Annotated in this window: 11 protein-coding genes and 1 CRISPR repeat array (1 of these 12 only partly in view); of the genes, 6 read left to right on the top strand and 5 right to left on the bottom strand. The window is 48.9% G+C overall.

Annotated elements, in window-relative coordinates:
• Positions 1-235: a CRISPR direct-repeat array (repeat unit 32 nt; unit sequence GTCGCGTCCTACACGGGCGCGTGGATTGAAAC); it reaches 1,839 nt to the left of the window's first position.
• A 7-nt stretch (positions 236-242) separates the two neighbouring features.
• Positions 243-692 (top strand): ATP-binding protein, encoded by a 450-nt coding sequence (locus tag CWC22_RS22710; RefSeq protein WP_419144622.1) that lies wholly within the window; start codon positions 243-245, stop codon positions 690-692.
• A 278-nt stretch (positions 693-970) separates the two neighbouring features.
• Entirely contained in the window at positions 971-1,645 is a 675-nt protein-coding gene (locus tag CWC22_RS22705; protein ID WP_138538473.1) for a hypothetical protein, read from the top strand.
• A gap of 309 nt (positions 1,646-1,954) precedes the next feature.
• On the opposite strand, the gene CWC22_RS22700 is transcribed toward CWC22_RS22705, so the two are convergent.
• Positions 1,955-3,418 (bottom strand): collagenase, encoded by a 1,464-nt coding sequence (locus CWC22_RS22700; RefSeq protein ID WP_138538472.1) that lies wholly within the window; start codon positions 3,416-3,418, stop codon positions 1,955-1,957.
• A 416-nt stretch (positions 3,419-3,834) separates the two neighbouring features.
• Here CWC22_RS22700 and CWC22_RS22695 point away from each other — a divergent pair, with 416 nt between their 5' ends.
• Together CWC22_RS22695 and CWC22_RS22690 are read left to right on the top strand one after the other, a co-directional pair.
• Complete coding sequence (locus tag CWC22_RS22695) at positions 3,835-4,248, top strand: VOC family protein (RefSeq protein WP_138538471.1); 414 nt, start codon at positions 3,835-3,837, stop codon at positions 4,246-4,248.
• 84 nt (positions 4,249-4,332) lie between these two features.
• Entirely contained in the window at positions 4,333-5,706 is a 1,374-nt protein-coding gene (locus tag CWC22_RS22690; RefSeq protein ID WP_138538470.1) for a winged helix-turn-helix domain-containing protein, read from the top strand.
• A gap of 49 nt (positions 5,707-5,755) precedes the next feature.
• Here the strand turns inward: CWC22_RS22690 and CWC22_RS22685 are convergent, their stop codons facing one another.
• From CWC22_RS22685 to CWC22_RS22675, 3 genes are all read right to left on the bottom strand, one after another.
• Positions 5,756-6,364, bottom strand: coding sequence for a hypothetical protein (locus tag CWC22_RS22685; RefSeq protein WP_138538469.1), 609 nt, complete (start codon positions 6,362-6,364; stop codon positions 5,756-5,758).
• A gap of 212 nt (positions 6,365-6,576) precedes the next feature.
• Positions 6,577-8,166: a hypothetical protein gene (locus CWC22_RS22680; protein WP_138538468.1), complete on the bottom strand. Its 1,590-nt coding sequence runs from the start codon at positions 8,164-8,166 to the stop codon at positions 6,577-6,579.
• Positions 8,167-8,377: 211 nt separating this feature from the next.
• The gene (locus tag CWC22_RS22675) at positions 8,378-8,563 is read right to left on the bottom strand and encodes a hypothetical protein (protein WP_138538467.1); all 186 of its coding nucleotides are present in this window, start codon (positions 8,561-8,563) and stop codon (positions 8,378-8,380) included.
• A 219-nt stretch (positions 8,564-8,782) separates the two neighbouring features.
• Between CWC22_RS22675 and CWC22_RS22670 the strand changes: the two genes are divergently transcribed.
• Both CWC22_RS22670 and CWC22_RS22665 read left to right on the top strand, forming a co-directional pair.
• The gene (locus CWC22_RS22670) at positions 8,783-10,213 is read left to right on the top strand and encodes a S41 family peptidase (RefSeq protein ID WP_138538466.1); all 1,431 of its coding nucleotides are present in this window, start codon (positions 8,783-8,785) and stop codon (positions 10,211-10,213) included.
• Between the two features lie 215 nt (positions 10,214-10,428).
• Positions 10,429-11,658 carry an MFS transporter gene (locus CWC22_RS22665; RefSeq protein WP_138538465.1) on the top strand — a complete coding sequence of 410 codons (1,230 nt, stop codon included), beginning with the start codon at positions 10,429-10,431 and terminating at the stop codon, positions 11,656-11,658.
• Positions 11,659-11,736: 78 nt separating this feature from the next.
• On the opposite strand, the gene CWC22_RS22660 is transcribed toward CWC22_RS22665, so the two are convergent.
• On the bottom strand, positions 11,737-16,158 hold the full coding sequence (locus CWC22_RS22660; RefSeq protein WP_138538464.1) for an AMP-binding protein: 4,422 nt from the start codon (positions 16,156-16,158) through the stop codon (positions 11,737-11,739).
• Positions 16,159-16,341 lie beyond the last annotated feature (183 nt).

Below are 16,341 nucleotides of genomic sequence, written 5' to 3'. Positions count from 1 at the left end.
GTTTTCGTCGCGTCCTACACGGGCGCGTGGATTGAAACCGTTACGACCCAGCGAATTTTAAAACCGCGCATGTCGCGTCCTACACGGGCGCGTGGATTGAAACACCAGTAGGAACCAGTTCGATATTCCCACGGGAGTCGCGTCCTACACGGGCGCGTGGATTGAAACCACCCCTGAGCACCGATTGCCGTAGTTCAGGGGGGGTCGCGTCCTGCACGGGCGCGTGGATTGAAACCGTTGTCTTGCTGGGGCCAAGTGGTGTGGGCAAAACCCATTTAGCAATCGGCTTGGGGTTAAAAGCGGTTCAAGCAAGGAAAAAAACGCGTTTTGTCACGGCCGCTGATCTAATGCTGCAACTATCAACAGCAAACAGGCAAAATAAGCTCAAACAATACTTATCTCGTTCAGTGATGGCACCAAGGTTGTTGATCATTGATGAGATAGGTTACTTACCATTCGGACGAGAAGAGGCGAACTTGTTCTTTAATGTGATCGTCAAGCGATATGAACATGGTAGCGTCATCTTAACGAGCAACTTATCGTTTGGGCAATGGCCCAGCGCGTTTGCTGGTGACGCCACATTAACAGCTGCAATGTTAGACCGCTTACTACACCATTCGCATGTATTGCAGTTGAGTGGAGAAAGCTACAGATTGAAAGACAAAAGCCGAGCAGGCGCAATACCTGAGTAAGCAAGTGGATCAATTTTAAAAGATCGAATTCAGGCTGAAAGTGGATCAGTTTTCGGTGATCGTTGACATTATCTGGGTAGTGTTCCCCATACGCACGGGGCTACACCGCGGGCTTTGTTGGCATTGGAGTAGTCAAAATGGTCTTCCCCATATGCACGGGGCCAGCCGGGTTTTGCTCTCCTCTAGCTTATTTTTAGAGCTTTTGCTTTATAGCTGGCTATTTGCTGAAAAACCAATACAATGTCGCGCTCATTTTTAGGTACATATTTAGGATAGATATGAAGCAGTTACCTTCTTTGGCCGGTTTGACTTTGTTGTTGTGCGGTACGAGTGCTATGGCGGAGCAAGTTCAGGCGGTAAATTATGATTATGTTGAAGCGGGTTATAAGCGTCACGGTGATCAATCCGACTTTTCCACTGGCGGTATGCAATTAACGGTCAGTAAATGTGTCGACGAGTTTTACTTTGAATTGAATGCTGAGCAGTTCGAGAGAACTGTCAACCAAGTTAATACTGCTGAAGGCTTTGAAACTTTCCATACAAATCATGGTGTTGAACTGACCAGGTATCGTGTGGGTGGCGGTTTTATCTTTGATTTGGACAGCACTTCATCGGTAGATGTTGGCTTACTGCACGGTAAAATGGAGATCGATTACCAAATTGAATATTTGGCTGTTCGCGATGATGGCTTGGGCTCGATAAAGCACCACTCCAGTGGCAGTTTAGATACAGATTTATGGGACCTGCGTGTTCAATATCAGAATGTCTTTTCAAATAATCTGGCCCTTAAAGCAGCAATTGGTTATGAGTATCTGTCAGGTTACGCGCCTAATAACCTTTACGGCTTAGTGGCAGTGGGTTATCACTTCAATAAAGCCTGGTCAGTGAATACGGAATATCGTTATGCAGATGAGTTTCGTAACTGGGGTGTAAACCTGCAGTACGCGTTTTAATCGCTTATCAAATGAGGTCAGCCAGACCAGGCTGGCCTGCTAGTCGCATTCGTTTACCTTATGATTCCGTGATTATCTGGCCGTTTTCATTCAGCTTTTCTTCTTTTAGCCCTGTTAACTTTTCCATATATTTTTGTCGCGTTTAAGAAAATGGGTCTGATGAATTTAAGCTCATGGTGATGACTTAGTTTGTGTTGAACGGCATATAGGCTCAGGTCTGATGTGAAGTACGAGGGTGTAAATTAAAATAAGATAGCAGGGTGATACCCTGCTATCTTAGTATGACAATACTTGTGTTAAGCCATTGCGTTACTTCAGTTCTACCTGCACTTCAATCCATGCGTCGGGCGTGCCCACAGTCCCGCCTTTTCTGGTTGGTGTGATAGTAAATCCGCCCCAGTGATCGGTATAGCTTTGACCTATGATCAGCTCTGAGTCGGTTTGGTCATCGCCCCACCAACCGGGTGTCTTGGAGCCCGGAGTCATATCCAGCAGATAGGAAGTGGTTTTCCAGAATCGCTCATCGGTTTCATTTTCAAAATAGCCTTGTAAGTTGATCAACACACCGTTTTGCGTATCGGTATATCGGTCATGCGACGTGCGGTATTCCAGCCAGTACGTGTATTTGTCATTGCCAGACTTTAAACGCAGGCCTATATATCCTTGGTTGTTAGCGCCCTGGTCAAAAGCATAGATACGGTAGGTACCCGAGGCATTAATCACCGGTACTTCGCTGTCGGTTAGCCAGCCAAAAAAGTGTTTGTACAGCAAGTTGTAGGCTTGTAAGGAGTGTGCGCCCATGCCCATCATGCTGTAAACATTGCCATAGTTCAGGCTTTCTGTGTCGTAATCACCCACGCCTATGATTTTACCCGGGCCTGCCTCCAGTGCTTTGGCGTGGCGCAGCCCGAGTGCGTGTCCCAGTTCGTGCGCAACCACGCCTGTAGTGTGGTGGTAAAGCGAAATACTCGGCGGCGCAGCGCTGGAGTTAAAGTTACCTACCTGGGGTGCCACCATCATCACCACCTGAGCATTGCCCGGGGCATCCGGGTCAACACCCAGCGCACGGATCTTGCTTTTCCACAGTGCGGTCCAGCCATGGAAGTCGTTGTCATAGGTGCTCTTAGGCTGATTGATGTGAATGACGGGCGTACTGGTGTCGTAAGTGACATTAAAGCGGCCATAAGACTGCTGATCGTAGTAAGTGGTAACACCTTGTAAGTCACTTTCCATGGTCGGCCATGTCAGTGGGGTGTCGCTAAACTGAAAGCGATACACCTGAATATTGACATGATCGTATGGGTACCCGTCGTTGCCACCCGGGGGCTCTGTTGGTGGCTCCGTAGTATCTGTGGTTCGACAGGTCGTAGCACCCAGATCGACCACAATAGAGCTGCCGCTGTGGCTGCCATCCAGTGTGATATAGCCCCAATACGAAGCGGGGCGTTTCAGAACAATACATTCTTTATTGCCAGGTGTGGAAGAGCTGGGGTCGCTGCCGTCCAGCCTGGGCCAGCCACCACTGCGGGCATACAGGCTGAGGTCGCCAGTGCCGTATGCGGTACTGATGGCAACGTTGTCATAGTTATCCAAATTCGCCACGCTCAGATAGGTACGCGAGCTGGCTGGCAGGCAGACGGTTTCTCCATCTTGCAACGTCCTGCCGGTGAAGGGAGCAGAAGTGGCGCATTTATCTTCCAGCTGGGCTGCGATAGCCGGACCATTGAGCAAAACAAGCAGTGGTATACACCACGTGTGTTTAACCAGATTCATCGTTCTTTCCTTTACAGTTGTTGTATTAACCGCATGTATGCGGTTTAGAGTGGCCCGGATATGCTGTGCTTGAATTTTCTTTTAATCCTTAATTAACAAGTGGATAAATAAATACTTTGGCACGTTTGCAAATCCAAACCTGTGTCTTCTGTATGTAAAATAAACAGAAGTGAAATAAATATATTATATTTTATACAATATTCAAGTGTTCATTGACATTTGTCGGCACTGCCATGGCCTGAGAAAAATAAAATCAAAAAAATGCTTTACCACAACTTAACTTGAGGTTTTATCTTGGCTGCACATTAATAAAGGAGTCAGGACATGAAACAGTTCACGGTTAATCATTTATCGTTTAGCGCGCAGGTACTGCGTTTGTTCAATGGCACAATGCAAAATAAATAGGGAGACACGTTATGTATCTGGAACATGTAAATCTGGTTGTTGACGATATCGAGCAGATGTTAAATTTTTATCAGGCTGCTTTTCCACATTGGCGAGTACGCAGTGAAGGAAGCGGCAGCTGGCATGGTAAGCCCAGAAACTGGTTACATTTTGGCGATGATTATCACTATCTTGCCTTGAGTGATCACGGTGAGGGCCGTAATCGAGAGCTGAGTGGTCATTCGGTGGGGCTGGCGCATTTTGCCTATGTGGTACAGTCGGTTGACAGGGTTGTTGCGCGCCTGGTGCAGGCCGGATATGCCGTAGATAAGCAGGGGACACAGCATCCGCATCGTAAGAATGTGTACTTTATTGACCCGGCAGGATTTGAAGTGGAATTTGTTGAATATCTGAGTGATATACCCGCTGAGCGTAACAGTGATTAATATTTCGATAAATCGGTACGAGACTTTACAAAAAATTTACTTTATTATCGGTGGTCAGAAAGGGTTCTATCAGAGGCTGCCGGGATGGCGACGGTCAACATCATTCCAAAACCAGATTGGGTGCTTAATCATCAGCATCAGCAGTTGCATAGTGGTCAGCGGGTAATTTCGCTGGATGACAAGCAGTATGCGCTGTTGAATTTGCTCATGACGCATGCCAGTCAGGATGTGACGAAAGAGCAGATCTTTAACACTTTATGGCCGGGCCGGGTGGTGAGTGAAGATGCCATTTATGTCACTGTGAATGGCCTGCGTAAGTTACTGGGCGACAGCGTTAAACAGCCTATTTATATTAAAACGGTGTCAGGGGTTGGTTACCGCTGGGTGGGCCCAAAAATAGGCGAAGACAAGCCTTTTTTCTCGGGCGTTGTGATGATCCTGGTTGCCATTTGCTTGCTGGGCGTGGTGCTGTTGGGCAGCCAGTTTCATGGGTTGTCGGCACCTGAGCCGATGTCACCCGAACAGGCTGAGCAATTTAAAAAAGCACGCTATTTACTTAATCACGCTCCCGATGCCATTGATCAGAGCATTGCTTTGTTGCAACAACTGACACTTAAGCGCGCCGATCTGACAGAGCCACAAGTCTTGCTGGCAGATGCGTATTTACGTCAGCTACTGGACGACCCACAGCGTCACGCTCGCAACCGTAATCGTGCCAATGCTTTGCTCCAGTCGGTGTTGGCCAAATCACCCAAACATCTGAAAGCTAATTTATTAATGGCTCAGCTGATCATGCTAATTGACTTTGATCCGCACGCTGCAAGTCGTTACTTCAGGGCTGCATTGCCTCATGCCGAAGGGCATCACTGGTATGGACAATACCTGCTGGCGAGGGGCAATTTTCAGGGGGCGCTGGAACACATTGAGCAGTATAGATTGTTAGAGCCCAAGGGGTATTCCAGTGAGAGCGTGGCCTGGGTCTACACCATGAGTCAGCGTCACGAAGCCGCGCTGGATGCGCTGCTAAAATTGCAGCCTTACAGCGACAGCAATCGCTTTTATCATACTTGTTTACGCACAGTGTATGAGCAACTGGGTGAGTACGAGAATGCGTTTGCACAGATGAAGTGGGTCATGCAGGATGCGGGGTACAGCCCGCAACTCATGGCGCAGGTCGAATCGGTATTCGCACGTGAGGGCTTGCCCGGCGTTTATCGTTGGCTGTTAACCGAAGATCCTGTGCGTGCAGAGATTGGTCATTACACGCCGCCCATTTCATTGGCGCGTTATGCGGTTATGGCAGGTGAGCCCGAAATCGCAGTGACTTACCTGAATCGGGCTTTTGAGGCGCGTCAGTACGCCGTGCTATGGGCGGCAGTGGATCCGGTATTTACGCCGTTACACGATTACCCGCCATATCAGCAGTTTGTCCAGCGACTGGGGATCATTGCCCATTAAGCATACAAAAAAGGCGCCCATTGGCGCCTTTTCACTTAATCAGAGTGGTTTAACGCACCTGTCTGGCACGGTTGCGAACTGGCAACAGCAGGACCATGGCCATCAGTAGCCAGGCCATACTACCACCTGATCCACCCTCGCTTTTTGCAGCGTTGGTTGTACTGCTGGTATTGCCAGTACTTGACGTGGTGTTTTCGTCGGTTTTAGTCTCTGAGTCTCCAGTGTGATTGTCCTCGTTGCCATTATCCTGTTCACCATTGTCTGGGTTTTTTTCAGCGTCTGAATCGTCACCTTGATCAATGATTTGCTCTGACACGTCAAAGTGCAGGACATGGGTTGCGATGGCACCGTGCACATTAACTGCACTGAAAGGCAATTGATATGCACCAGGCTCTGCGAAGGTTATAGTGAGGGTGGATTCAGACAAAGTCATCTCTCCTGCTACGCCATTGACTGCGACTGCCAGAGCGTCGGTAACCAGGGTTTTCAGATCCACTGTGTGTGATTCATTTTGCGTGACCTCAATCAGCAGGCTGTCTATGGCCTGGGGACCCGAGACATAGCTATTGAGCACTGAAAAAGTACTGGTTCTCTGATGGCTATCCATGACATCAATCGCTATCGTCGTGTCGTACAGCTCGGTGCGGTCAAAGTGCATAATGCCTTGTTCGGATAAGGTCAGACCCGGTGGTAAATTCTCCGCTGAAAATGTCAGTTTGCCCTGTAGTGAGGCGTTACAAATCTCATTGAGGTCAAATTCTGCTTCAACACCCTGTAACGTGGTGATGTCCAGCGTATCGGAAAGTGGGTTCAGGGCTTCACCGACAAAGACTCTGCCCTGACCATAAAAATGTAATAGCTGATCTTTTGCTAGGTAACTCCCCTGTAGCCGTTGTAGTCCCCTATCTCAATGAGGGGCTCATCAACCGATGCGTCAAATACAAAAACCTTGTTGTCACCTTGATCGGCTAAAAGCACCATTTGCGTGTCACTGAGTGCATAGGGTTGCGCAATCAATGTACCCGGTAAGCTGGCTTCTTCAATGAGGGTGTTGTTTTCGATCTTGAATATCTTGACTGCGTTGATGTACTGATAACCGCGTTGGGTTTCAACAATCAGACGATCATTGAGCATATAAGTCGCTAAGTTTCTGTCGAAAATATCGCCTGAGTCGAGTGGACCAAAAGGAATGGCAATGTCATAAGCGAGCTCATCGCCCGTGTAGTTATAACGCACCAGTTGTTTGTTGTCTCTGTCGAACAAATACAACTGGTTATTATGATATAAAAAGTCGACGTCGGTATAGCCATAATAATCGAACTCAATATTGATGTTTTGAGTGAATTTATGGACAAACCCTGTCTGGGTTTTAGTAAAGACTGACAGGGAAATGCCGTCAGTCAGCATGAATTCTGTCTCATTCAATGCAATGGCTTTGAACCAAATACCGAGTGACCCACTGTTGCTCAAAGTGAGGGTACCACTGAGTGTGCTTAGCGTTTCCTCTTCACTGCTCACACTGTAACGGGTAAATTGGTCGTTATGCAATGCCACCACTTCTTTACCCAGGGTCAGCCATGCCTTGCATCGGTATCTACATTCGGGGGTGAGTGGACTTTCAAGCGGGCTGTCAGATACAAAGGTCTTGCCATGCTCAGGTGTTAAATGGCTGTGCGTTAGTAAAGTACCATTGTAGTTCAGGCTGCTGTGCTCCCCTAAAGGCAGATTCACATGGTGGTAGCCTGGTGATTTGATGCGCCCTTGCTCTTGTGGGCGGGTTACCTTTTTAAGGTCATTAATATTGGAGATATAGGCGACACTAAGGCCCTGGCCTGGCATAAGTAGTTTGTCTCCGTCCGCGCTGATATCACTGATATCGGTGACTTCCGGGCTACAATCTAACTCTGTTGCCGTATAAGTATTGGCATCGTTTAAGCTTAGCGTGTATAAGCAGTTTATATCCTGAGCGATTAAACGTTCCGCAGCCGGGTGAATATCATTTACTCTGATGTTAAGCCCAAACAAATTCTGGTGAGGGTGCGATGAGCCGGCCGTCACGCTGTTGTTTTCGTCCAGCTCTAACATTATGGTTTCTGACCAGTAATGTACCAATAAGCGGTTATTAATGGTGTCCAGCTGGGTTGCAATACGGTTATGGCTTGTAAATTCAAAAGCCAGTTCCTGCTTTAGTTCAAATTCTCGTGTACCTTCCTGATAGAGGTATAGTGTTTCTGGAGAGATTGCGACCATTGGCCCCTGCTCTGGGTAGTTATGAAACGCAAGGTTATGAGAAGAGTTTTGGTTATTGAACGTTAAACGGCTGTGTTGTGAAAAGCTGTTGTTGGCTTGATCCCAGGCAAATACAGTGCGCACAAAGGTGCCATCTTCTTTCTGGCCGTACAAAATATAGTGACCATCCCGAAAATCGAAATCGACAAATGTCAGTTCTTCGGGCGGCATGTTAAAGCTAATCTCCGATAATAACTCTAACGAAAAGTCGGTATTGATCTGCCAGATTTTTGCAACTTCGTTGGTTTTTTCAATCGAGAGCAGTTTTTTACCGTCGTCAGATAGCTCGTACTCAACAGCAATGTTTGTCGGTTCAACGAAGTATGACTTGGGGTACTGGCGTTTAAAAGTGATACCCTGGCTATCGACATGATAAAAGGTGTTACCTTACTCTGCCTTCTTTAAACAGGGTGTTCCCGCTAATTTTTGACACCCCACTAGAGGCTTCATAATTTGTATATTCATGTTCAGCTGCTTTGTAAACACTGAGCTTGCTGACATCGACTTGTGCCTGAGCCTGCTCTATTGCCCCCAATATAAAAAGCATGCCAAAAATCAAATACTGCATTCAAATTCTCCAAGAAAAATCCGGCGGCATTCTCCAGCATGCAGAAAAAACATCCAATAACATGGTTACGGTGATACTGTCCGCGGACTGTCCGTTGTCCGTCCGGGACTGCAATGTTACTATTTAAGGTGTTGATTTTATTGCATTTAATTGTGGTATGTAAACTGCAGTCAGTATCCATGACGACAAAACAACAAATACAATACAAAGGATACCGATATGTACACTAATACTGCACCCGTTTCTGCCCAGGCTTCTGAACAGCACAGTAAGGGCGTAGTCGCCTGGTTCAGACGTCAGTTTAGTTCTTCACTGGTTAAAGCCGTTTTGCTTATGCTGGGTACCCAGGTTGTTCAGGCACAAGAGTCGCTGGGACATTTCTCTAAGCGATACAGTGCTGAGCAAATTCAGGCGGATATAGAACAATGGACGCACTGGGTGCATGCCACACACCCGGACCTGACGCACAGCATTGATGATATTGATGCATTTTACGCTCGGATAGACGCACTGCGCGACACGCTGGATAAGCCGATGACAGGTGAGCAGGTATGGCGTGAGTTTGCCAGCCTCAATGGCATGATGGCGGATGGTCACCTGAGCATTGGAGATGGGACCAATGCGCAGTGGCGAAACTGGGTCGCGCAGGGGATAACTTTGTTTCCACTTGAGGTATCGGTGAGTGAGCAAGGGCTGAATGTTGTCAGTGAGCTGGGCGGTGCACCATCGGTTCATGAGGGACAATACATCACTGAAATTAATGGCATACCGACGACTGAAGTGGTCGCTGCTTTGCTGCAGCGGATTGAGGGCGACAATCTAGCGTTTCGCAGTGCTTTACTGGCTCGCCGGTTTGCCATGACTTATCGGCTGACGTATGGCGCTACGGACGCATTTACGCTGACGTTCGGCACGGGCAAGACAGTGCAGATTGCTGCACTGAATAAGGCACCCAAAAGTATCAAACAACGCACTTTCGACGAAAACTTCAACCTCAAACTGCTCGACAACCAGCGGGCTGTTTTAACCATCAAGCAGTTTGGCTGGGACGATCCGGATGCCTATTTTCGTTTTATGGCGGATACGTTTGCTCAGCTGAACAAAGCCCAGATCCAGCATCTGATGATAGATATTTCTGACAATACCGGGGGAGATGACGTTTTCTGGAAACGGGGCATTCTGAAGTATATTGCCACTCAGCCTTACCGCCATGGCTCGACCTATCAGGTGCGAATTTTACAGAAATACCGTGATCCAGGTGAGGTTGTCGGCTCCGTCTTGTCAGGGGAATTGACTAAGATGACACAGCCAGAAGCGGATAAAAGTGTGCGCTTTAAAGGTAAGGTGAGTGTGTTGACGGGGCCGCTGACCTACTCATCATCCGTACTGTTTGTGAATACCATTCAGGACTACGGCCTGGCGACTTTGGTTGGCACGCCAACCGGTGGACGCAGCTCGCAAAGTGGTGGGATCCAGTTTCTGACGCTTAAGCATACCGGGATACGTGCCGTTGCACCGCGCTTTATCCTGGACCGTCCGTCAGGCAAACAACAAATGACGCCAGTACAGCCGGATACTGAGATCGCGCAGCAGGGCCTGAGTAAAGCCCAGTGGTTGGCCAGAGCGCTGAGTGCATCCCGCTCTCTTTAAGAGTGGTTATTTCGTCATTGAGGTGTCCTGTTTAAGCGGCCAAAACGGCCGCATTTTTGATCTCAGAGTCTGATGACGCGTGTTGTTATTATTGTTTGCACAATCTTGCGTGATGATATGATGAAAATAGTAAAAAAGACCAAATTGAGTTTGACCTAAACTTAACTTGAGGAATTAGTCTGGCCGCAATAAAAATAACGATACTAGGGAAAAATATGGATATAAGTAGTTTACCAATGCAGTTGTCGCGATTTACGCCTTTGGTCTGGGTGATGTTGATTGGCAATTTCTTTGTTCGCGCAAGTTACTATATGGTGTGGCCGTTTCTCGCAGTAATGCTGTATGAAAGTTATGGTCTGAGTGCCACTGAGGTCGGGCTGTTATTAACGGGTTCAGCCACATTGGCTGTGTTTTTAGGATTTTACACCGGCAATCTGGCAGACCGGTTCGGCCGTACCAAAATGCTCTATGTGGCGGTGTTGGTCGGGGTCGTGTCATTTACTCTGCTGGCTCTGGCCAATGCGTTGTGGCTGTTTGCCGTCGCAGTGTTTCTGGCTTGTATGCCACGTACACTATGGGAAGCACCAAGCAAAGCCTTGCTGACTGAAGAGCTGGCTAACCCCAAAGACCGGGAGCTGGCGCTTCACTTACTGTACTTCTTGGTCAATGTGGGTGCAGCACTGGGTCCGCTTTATGGTCTGTGGGCGGGCCTCAATGGTGAGCAATTCAGTTTTATTTATACAGCGGTGTCTTATTTGGGGTTGCTGGTGGCTTTGGTGTACTTCCGGCCTAAGGGCGGAAGTTCCGCACAGACTACTCAGTCTGCGCCTAAGTTCTCCCAGTGGCTGAAAATACTCAATAAAGACAGTACCTTTTTGGTGGTATTAGTGGCAACGACGCTGGTGTATTTCGTTTATGCGCAGTGTGATACCAGCCTGGTGCAATACCTTACCCGCGCTGAAGTCCCCGAGCTTGCCTGGTTGATTTCGGCGGTGATCATTACCAACTCTACCGTGATCATTGTCTGTCAGTTTCCGCTGTTGCATCTGATGCGCAACTGGCGAATAGAGCATCGGCTGTATCTGGGCGGCGCTATCTTAGTAGTCTCGCAAGTGATGATGGCCCTGAATGATGTGCACAATACCTGGGGCTGGATAACGGCGATGATTGTGCTGAGCCTGAGCGAAGCGATTATGTTCAGCAATATCAATGTGTATGTAGACAGGCTGGCGCCTGATAACCTTAAGGCCAGCTATTTTGGCGCAGCAGGGTTGTGTTCGTTAGGGTATGCCTTTGCGCCCATTTTAGGTGGCCTGGTGCTGGATTTATCGAGCGGGGTAATGTTATTTGTGCTGACAACGATTACCTCCTTCGCGGCCCTGGCGTTTTACAAAGTGGCCGAGCTTAAGCTAAAAGCCACCCCTCGCACAGTGTCTGAAGTGTAAATAGCCAGAGCGGCTGCAACGTGCAGTCGCTCTGTTAAATCTAATGGGATTGAGGAAATGAGTTAATGTTCCTTGCGATTACTCTGCGCAGCGTTGTAGTGGGGGACACTCCTCAGGTTCACGTAATATCCTGGAAAACCCGTCGAGCATATTGGTTATCATACTGTCCGACAAAGCGCCTTCGACATAATGCCAGTGCATCACCAGGTTCTCACCGGATTGCACCGCCACGATATTGAGCGGTACCCGGCGTGAGACTCCCATGTTTTTGATCACATCTTCCTGATCGCCATGGTCTTCGGGTTGCAGCGTAAAGCCATCAAAGTCGAGTGCCAGCAGTTGATTGCTGTTGGTGATGTAATTGAGTTTAAAGTAGGGCAGATACTCGTTCAGCGAGGGCTGGGCAATAACCTGGGTGAACTCGGGCACACATTCATTGTAGATTTTGGTCACGCCTGAGGCGACTGAGGCACTGAAATCAAGCGTTTCATCGGGCTTAACCAGCAAAGGGGCAACTTTATATAGCGGCCCTATCATGTCACGGGTTTCCCGGGAAGTACGACCGGTGAAGGTCACCGCCATCAGGATCTCGGGTGTTATCAGGTGTGTTGAAAATACCTGACACAAGGCGCCGATCAGAGATTGGATCTGGCTGACCCCGCTTTGTGCAGCGGATTGCGCGAAGAATCCTGTCAGCGTGCAAGACTGGGTATGGTAAAGCGAGGGTGTCCACAGGGCACCGTTCAGGTGTTTGAACCTGGGATAAGGTGAATGGCGTTTAAACTCGGCCTGATAGTCACTGACAATTTGCTTACCCTCAGTTGATGCGAAGAAACGCTGTTCCTCCCAGGCATAGTCAAAAAAGTCCACCGATTGCGCGTCGGGTGTGTTGTCTGCATGCTGATCATAATACCGCTTTAGCTCACTTATGATATTAATGTTGGAGACAGCATCGGTGATGATGTGATGAATGTTTAACAGCAGATACTGCTGCTGGTGTCCTAAGGTGAGTAGTTGTACATGGATAAGCTCACCCTGTTCGAGCGCAAAACGATGACTTTTTTGTGCACTACAGCGTAATTCAAGCTCATCAAGTGCTGCTTGTTGGTCCAGATGGCTCAGATCGATGTGCTCAAATGGATTGCTCACGTCGGCGTCATTGCTGCAACACCACAGCGTATCATCGCGCATCTCAAAGCGGCTGTTAAATAGCTCAGTGCCTGACACCAATTGCGCAAAGGCCTGACGCATGCGGCTCGGGCAAACGGCGCCCTGTACTGCAAAGCACTGAAACATATTGTACAGATTGCCCTGTTGCCACTGTCGAAAAATATTACTTTGTGTGAAGGTTGCTGGTGCACTGGTTTTGCCCAGTTTTCTGACTTTCTGACCCGTGGCGGCAGACATTGAAGACGATGCCTGTCCGGCCTGAATAAAGGCAGCGATAGTCGTTACGCTGGGGTTTGCAATAAAATCATCGGTATTCAGCTGCAGACCAAAGGTTTCAGACAGATGGGTCAGATAAATAATGATACTCAGCGAATCCATGCCACAAGTACGCAGATCCTCGTCTAGAGTGCGGGGGTGAACACCGCATTTTTGCGCCAGCACCTCTAAAACCTGTTGCTCAACCTGATCCCTCTGATGGGAATGCTGAGCCTGAACAGGGGGACTGGTCTGCTGCATTTGCTCAAATTCGGCCAGCAGCGCTCTGGTATCGACCTTACCATTGGCGGTTCTTGGAAAGCTGTCGAGTGGCACCAGGGTGTCCGGGACCAGCCAGTTGGGGGCGTCATCGAGTAATGTTTGCCTGACATTTAATGCACTCAGGTCGGCACGGTGGCCAGATAAGGTGACAAAAGCCAGCAAGCGCATAACACCATGGCTGCGGTACGTAGTTGCACAGGCATCTGCCACACCATCAATGCTCATGAGCAGTTTTTCTACTGTTTTAAGGTTAACAAAGCGGCCGCGAACTTTGACCGAGTCATCTTCCCGACCGCTGAACAGCAGCCGGCCATCGGCTAGCGTGGCGATACGGTCCCGGCTGTTGAAAAACAGGCCTGGATCGGCGGGCGCTGGTAAGTGTACAAAACGCTCAGCACTGAGTTGTGGTGCCTGAATATATTCGAGTGCCACGCTGGGCCCGCCAATATAAAGGGTTCCCAGGTTACCTCCGCTCAGCGTTCTATTTTGGCGTATCGCCAGTTTGACATTGCATATGGGCCGACCGATGGGCACTGCATCGCCATTGGCCAGAGAGGCCAAATCATAGACGCTGTGTTGCGTAACCACATGCGTCTCGGCAGGACCGTATTGGTTGATCAAAGTAGCGCCTGAGCGGTTTAAAAAAGTACGCACCTGCTCGCTCATCACCATTTGTTCTCCGGAAACAATCACTTGTTGCAAAGTGCTAAAAGCGTGCTCGCTGAAGCTGGCTTGCGCTGCCAGAATGTGTAGCAGGCTGGGTGTCACTATCAGTCTTGAAATCCGGTTGGTGACGATATTATCGAGAATATTGGCTGCTTCTTTTCGCACGTTGGATGTGGTGAGATGCAAGGTGCCGCCACAACACAAGGTGGTGAGTATGGTCTGGATAGCCACATCAAATCCGAGTGCTGTGGTGTTCAGCACCTGTGCCGGGGCTGATAAACTGGGGTCCAGACGGTGGTGCAAACACAAGTTTGCCAGGGTGCGTTGTGCCAGCATAATGCCTTTGGGGACACCCGTAGTCCCTGAGCTAAACACCAGATAAGCCAGTGAATCCAGGCACACAGTATGGCCATGTGCGTCGTCAGACGAGCGATGTGACACATCGGCAAAAGACTCTATGGTGACAACCTCAAACTGGCTGAGTGCACTGGCCCAGAGAGGGTCGTCGACAATGACACAGTCCGCTTTGGCTCGGGTGAGTATGTCCTGGGCATAGCCGACTTCGGCGTCGGCATTCAAGGGGACTATCACCCGGCCTGTGTGTAAGCACGCCAGCATGGTTGCGACCATTTCAGCGGTGTGTTCCATCAGGACCGCCACATTGTGCTGTGGTAAGGTGTTTGCGCGTAGCCAGCGAGCAATACTTTGCTGGCGTTCCTGCAACCACTGATAACTGAACGCCCGACCTTGGTGATCACGGACGGCGATGGTTTCAGGTGTTTGCCTGATCACCGCATCAATCATCTGGGCGGGCAGTTCTGAGGGGGTCAATGGCTGTGCTTTACCCCGCATGATGTGCCATTCCGGCTGAGAGGGGGTCTTTGTAGCTCTGTTAAATTGCAAGGTTTGTTGTGCCCCCTGATGCAGCGCATGCGCCAGTAATTCGCTAAGCTGTTGTAAATGTGCGGACGTAATGTACGCCGGGTTGGCACTCAGCATGACTTCCATGGTGCTGTGCTCGTTGTACACCAGATTGACTGATATGGGGTGAGCATGGTCGGATTGCACCAACATTTCACTGGCCAGGTGCACGTCTTCTATATTGAGTAATGCACCGGGGTTGAGGTAATTGATCATCACGTCATATACCAGAGTGCGGGCACTGGCTGACACCGCTGCGCATTGATTAATTTCGCCAATGGGCACCTGACTTTTTCTGAATAACTGGTTGAAGTCGGCTTGCAGCGTTTGAACAGATTCAACAAAGGTGTCTGCGGCTGGCGGCACGATTTGTGGCAACACTTTAGATGACATGCCATAACTGTATTGGTCTCGGCGCTGATGATTCAGAGCGTACCCAACGACCACGGATTGTTTAAAGTGATGCTGATAAAACTCCCCCAGCAGATGAGCAATGTAAACATGGAAACCCACTTTGTGCTGCTGGCAGAGATCTATCAGGGCATCTATCTGTGTGTTGGGTACCGAAAAGTGTGTACTCAGGGTATGCTGGCCCGTCTGTGCTGGTGGGATATAGTCAAACATAAAGTCAGGTAAATTTTGTAGATATGCCTGCCAGTGTGCCAGGTGGCGGGTATTGTGTTTGTGGGCATTATCGTAGCGCATTTGCGCCAGCTCTTTGGTGATTTCCTCGACTGACATGGACAACATGGTCAGCGCCTTACAAAAGAGTCGGTACAGGCTCAGTCCATCGAGCAGGATATGGTGTGCAATCAGCACCAGATAGTATCCGCCCTGTGCAGCACGCCTCATGGCAATGCGGATCAGGGCACCATGCCTTAAATCAAAAGGGCGTTGTTTACACTGCTCGGCGAATACTCTGGCCTGTGCCTGATCTGCAAGTTCCGGTGTCATATCTATGTCCAGCTCGCTTTCACCGCACAGGTGGTTAAATACTAAGGTCACTTGCCTGATCATGTCCCGGGCACAGATATCACCTTGCAGATGAAACAAGCCTCCGATGTGGTACTTCAGCGTGTCGGAATTCAGTACGCTGTCGGTGGCGATTTGTAATTGCTCATGCACCAGTTTATGGCAGCCCAACTGTGAGATAACGCGAGATTTAAAGGCGTTCAGTGACTGTTGTTTGGTTGTTAACTCATTCATTTCAATATTCCTTCTGTGGCCTTGCCCGTTTAGTAACTGCCTCCAGAACTGCCTTATCTGGTCTAATGTGTCGTGAAACGGTGCCAAAATGTTGCTAAAGCGCTCGTTCGCTTTGCCTCTTTTAAAGCTAGAAAGGAAATGCGCAAAGAATGTGGAGCTGAATAAATTATTTCATATTTTTGT

Origin of the sequence: Pseudoalteromonas rubra, assembly GCF_005886805.2 — a bacterium.
Lineage (GTDB): Bacteria > Pseudomonadota > Gammaproteobacteria > Enterobacterales > Alteromonadaceae > Pseudoalteromonas > Pseudoalteromonas rubra_D.
This window is presented reverse-complemented; position numbering and strand designations above follow the sequence as displayed.